Here is a 4,275-nt window from a genome sequence, read left to right on the forward strand (position 1 = left end):
CCACCGGCTCGGCGGCTATGATCCCCTCGGTGGAGCCGTAGCGCGACCGGGGGCCCAGCCGCGCCCCGGTGGGCGGCATGTGCTTGTCCGCGCCGGCGCGCCAGCGCGCCAGCGCGTCGGCGGGGGTGCGCCAGTGCACGGCGGCGGCCTCCGAGGTGGCGCCGTCGGCGCGCTGGCCCTCCGGGAGCGCCGCGACGAAGAAGCGGGTGTCGTAGCGGCGCGGCTCGATCACCGGGGTGATCCAGTTGGCCCACGGACGCAGCAGGTCAGCGCGCAGCACCAGCTTCTCCCCGGCCAGGAAATCCGCGAGCGAGAGTTCGCGCTTCTCCAGCGCGGCGCGGCCGTCGCGATAGGCGGCGGTGTCGCCGACGACGGTGCAGGCGGTCGGCCCGGCCAGCAGGACGCCGCACTCCTCGAAGGTCTCCCGCACGGCCGCGCAGACCAGCGCCTTGGCCCGCGGCGCGGTGGTGTCGAAGGCCCGTGCCCACCAGTCCGGGTCCGGTCCGGCCCAGGCGATGTCGGCGGTCGCGTCCGAGGCGTCGACGCCGCCGCCGGGGAAGACCGTCACGCCCGCGGCGAACGCCATGGCCTTCACGCGGCGCTGCAGGAAGACTTCTGGTCCGGTCCGGCCGTCGCGCAGCAGCATGACGGTCGAGGCATCGCGCGGCGCCGGGGCCTCGGACGGCGCGGCGGGCGCACCGCCCGGAGTTGGGACATTCGCCGAATTCGTCTCACTCACTCCAGCACCATAACCCGGCGGGGCGCGGAACTCAGCGGGTGCGGTGCCTGCCCGCCCGCCTCGCCCGGCGCGCGAACCAGCGACCGTCGATCTTGTCCAGCGCGATCGACTGCCGGAACGCCTCGCTGAGATTGTCGGAGGTGAGCACGTCCTCGAGCAGACCCTGCGCAACCACCTGGCCCTCGTTGATGAGCAGGGCGTGGGTGAAGCCGGGCGGGATCTCCTCCACATGATGGGTCACCAGCACGATGGCGGGCGCGTCCGGGTCGGCGGCCAGGTCGCCCAGACGCTCCACCAGTTCCTCGCGCCCGCCGAGATCCAGGCCGGCGGCCGGCTCGTCGAGCAGCAGCAGTTCGGGGTCGGTCATCAGCGCGCGGGCGATGAGCACCCGCTTGCGCTCGCCCTCGGACAGGGTGCCGTAGGTGCGGTCGGAAAGATGTTCGGCGCCCAGGCTTTCCAGCATGTCCACCGCGCGGTCGGTGTCCATCTCGTCGTAGTGCTCACGCCAGCGGCCGAGCACCGCGTAGCCGGCGGAGACCACGAGATCGAGCACCTTCTCGTCGCGCGGCACCCGCCCGGCCAGGGCCGCCGAGGACAGGCCGATGCGCGGGCGCAACTCGTTGACGTCCACCCGGCCGAGGGTTTCGCCGAGCAGGTTGGCCGTGCCCGAGGTGGGGTGCACCTCGGCCGCGGCGATACGCATCAGGGAGGTCTTGCCCGCGCCGTTCGGGCCGAGCACGACCCAGCGTTCGTCGAGCTCGACCTGCCAGGAGACGGGTCCGACGAGTGTGCGTCCAGAGCGTCGGACGGTCACGTCGGTGAAATCGATGAGCAGATCGGGATCCGGTTGCGGCACGCGCTCCATCTTGGCCCAGATCGCGGCGGAACGAGTGACCGACCCTCACCAGGTGTCGGACGGAACACCGATCACGGTCAGCGAGCCCGGGGCGATCTCGGTGAATCCCGCGTCCCGCACCGCGATCGCGGCGCCATCGGCGACCCGCGCCGACAGCGCGCGCCAGCGCTGTGCGTCGGCCTCGCGCACCGAGCAGGCGAACCCGCGCTCGGCCCAGGCGCGAGCGCGCTCGACATCCATCGCGCCCGCCAGCAGCATGCTCGCGTGCCCGACCTGCGCGGCCGCCTTGCCCAGCGACATGCCGAGCGACGAATTCACCCACAACACGGGCAGATCGGGGTCGGGCGGGCCCGGCTCGTCGTGCTCGAGATCGGTGCCGCCGATCTGGAGCCTGCGGATGCGGGGATCGACCTCGCCGACCGGGCAGGGCACGAACGCCCGCGCCTGCGCGCCACCCGCCTCGACGGTCACGCCCTCGACCTCGTTCGCGGCGAGCCATTGCGCGCCGCGCGCCCGCCGCGCCACCTTGCGGATACGGGCCCGCTTCCACGCCAGATAGCGCCGTTCCCACGGGCCGCCCGCGCCGACCCGCTCGTCCAGGCACAGCGCCACCACCGCGCTCGCCGCGGCGGCCAGCAGGGCGCTGCGCGGCGGCGGATCGACCTTCGGCAGGTGCAGCACCATCTGCATGGCCTGCACCAGGGCGGGATCGCCGGGATCGCCCGCGCCGCCGTAGCCTTCGGCCAGCACTGCGTGCCTGGCCGGGAAATCCGTCCGCCCGACGGCGGTATCGGCCGCGCTGTCGAGTTCGGGGCCGCCGGTCATCGCACCAGCGGGACCCGGCGCACCCCGCCGTCACGGGCGTCGGCGGCCTCGACCTCGTCCCTGGTGACGCCGAGCACGAACAGCACCGCGTCCAGGTAGGGGTGCGAGAGCGCGGTGTCGGCGACCTCGCGCAGCGCGGGCTTGGCGTTGAAGGCGACGCCGAGCCCGGCGGCGTTGAGCATGTCGATGTCGTTGGCGCCGTCGCCGACCGCGACCGTCTGCTCCATCGGCACGCCCGCCTCGGCGGCGAACTTGCGCAGCGCGGTCGCCTTGGCGGCGCGGTCGACGATCTCGCCGACCACCCGGCCGGTGAGCTTGCCGTCGACGATCTCGAGGGTGTTGGCCCGCACGAAGTCCAGTTCCAGATCGTGCGCCAGCGGCTCGATGACCTGGCGGAAACCGCCGGACACTACGCCGCACTTGAAGCCGATACGGCGAAGCGTACGGATGGTGGTGCGCGCGCCGGGGGTCAGCTCGATGCGTTCGGCGACCTCGTGGATCACCGACTCGTCGAGGCCCTCCAACGTCGCCACCCGCTGCCGCAGCGATTCGGCGAAGTCGATCTCCCCGCGCATGGCCGCCTCGGTGACCTGGCGGACCTGCTCCTCCACCCCGGCGTGCGCGGCCAGCATCTCGATGACCTCACCCTGGATGAGGGTGGAATCCACATCGAAGGTGATCAGCCGCTTGGCCCGGCGCGAGAGCCCGGCCCGCTCCACGGCCACGTCGATCTGCTCGTCCACGGCCACCTCGGCCAGCGCGGTGCGCAGCCGGGAATCGGTGTCGGCGCCGGTGTCGGTGGCGGTGACCATCAGCTCCATGCCGGTCACCGGGTAGTCGGCGATGCCGCGGATGGTGTCGATATTGGCGCCGAGCGCGGCCAGCTGCCTGGACACGGCGCTGAAGGCGCGGGCGGTGATGGGGGCGCCGAGCACCACCACGGCGTGCGTGGACATCGGCGGGCGGCCGATCTGCGCCCCCACCACCACGCCCCCCGTCATGCCGACGGTGCTCATCCCCTCCTCCACCTCGTCCTCCAACGACTCGGGGTCGTTCGGGCAGGTGACCAGCACCCCGAGGGTGAGCCTGCCGCGGATGACGACCTGCTCGACGTCGAGCAGACTGACCTCGTGCCGGGACATGGCCGTGAGGAGCACGGAAGTCACACCGGGCCGGTCGGGTCCGGTGACGGTCACGAGAACGGTGGTGTCGGCCACGGCGGTGCGCTCCTGGTCTTTCGGGTCGTCACACGAGTGTGCACCCGCTGGAGACCAGCGGGTGCACACACTCATCGGATCAGCTCTTGGTGAGCGCGGGTGCTTCCGCCTCGGCGGCGTGCTTACCCGAGCCCCAGCCGACGTGCGCCTCGGCACGCATCCGCTCGATCATGTGCGGGTAGTGCAGCTCGAAGGCCGGACGCTCGGACCGGATGCGCGGCAGCTCGTAGAAGTTGTGCCGCGGCGGCGGGCAGGTGGTGGCCCACTCCAGCGAGTTGCCGAAGCCCCACGGATCGTCCACGGTCACGACCTGGCCGTACCGGTAGCTCTTGAACATGTTCCACAGGAACGGCAGCATCGAGGCGCCCAGCACGAACGCGCCGATCGTGGAGATCGTGTTCAGCAGGGTGAACCCGTCGGAGGGCAGGTAGTCGGCGTAGCGGCGCGGCATGCCGTCGTTGCCGAGCCAGTGCTGGGCCATGAAAGTCAGGTGGAAGCCGACGAAGGTGGTCCAGAAGTGCCATTTCGCCAGCCGCTCGTCGGCCATCCCGCCGGTGATGTTCGGGAACCAGAAGTAGTCGTGGATTAGGTTTACGTGTTCGCTGACGGGGGCGGAGGGGACGTAGCCGGGGAGTCCG

General features: G+C 72.0%; 5 protein-coding genes. All 5 read right to left on the minus strand.

Going from position 1 to position 4,275, the window contains the following annotated elements; genetic code table 11:
- Nucleotides 1-646: NUDIX hydrolase (locus tag QH283_RS26560; RefSeq protein ID WP_280505673.1), on the minus strand; the 646-nt coding region annotated here is incomplete at its 3' end.
- A gap of 124 nt (nt 647-770) precedes the next feature.
- Complete coding sequence (locus tag QH283_RS26565; protein ID WP_280505669.1) at nt 771-1,604, minus strand: ABC transporter ATP-binding protein; 834 nt, start codon at nt 1,602-1,604, stop codon at nt 771-773.
- Between the two features lie 36 nt (nt 1,605-1,640).
- Nucleotides 1,641-2,420 carry an aminoacyl-tRNA hydrolase gene (locus QH283_RS26570; protein WP_280505670.1) on the minus strand — a complete coding sequence of 260 codons (780 nt, stop codon included), beginning with the start codon at nt 2,418-2,420 and terminating at the stop codon, nt 1,641-1,643.
- Nucleotides 2,417-3,637 carry a phosphoserine phosphatase SerB gene (gene serB, locus QH283_RS26575; protein WP_280505671.1) on the minus strand — a complete coding sequence of 407 codons (1,221 nt, stop codon included), beginning with the start codon at nt 3,635-3,637 and terminating at the stop codon, nt 2,417-2,419. Before serB ends, QH283_RS26570 begins: the two co-directional genes overlap by 4 nt.
- Nucleotides 3,638-3,716: 79 nt before the next feature.
- On the minus strand, nt 3,717-4,275 hold a 559-nt coding region (locus QH283_RS26580), incomplete at its 5' end, for a cbb3-type cytochrome c oxidase subunit I (protein WP_280505672.1).

The organism is Nocardia farcinica (genome assembly GCF_029867845.1).
GTDB lineage: Bacteria > Actinomycetota > Actinomycetes > Mycobacteriales > Mycobacteriaceae > Nocardia > Nocardia farcinica_A.

What these genes read in the sequence shown, in the direction of transcription:
- QH283_RS26565 (WP_280505669.1), bottom strand. Translation starts at nt 1,604, where the DNA reads ATGGAGCGCGTGCCGCAACCGGATCCCGATCTGCTCATCGATTTCACC.
- QH283_RS26570 (WP_280505670.1), bottom strand. Translation starts at nt 2,420, where the DNA reads ATGACCGGCGGCCCCGAACTCGACAGCGCGGCCGATACCGCCGTCGGG.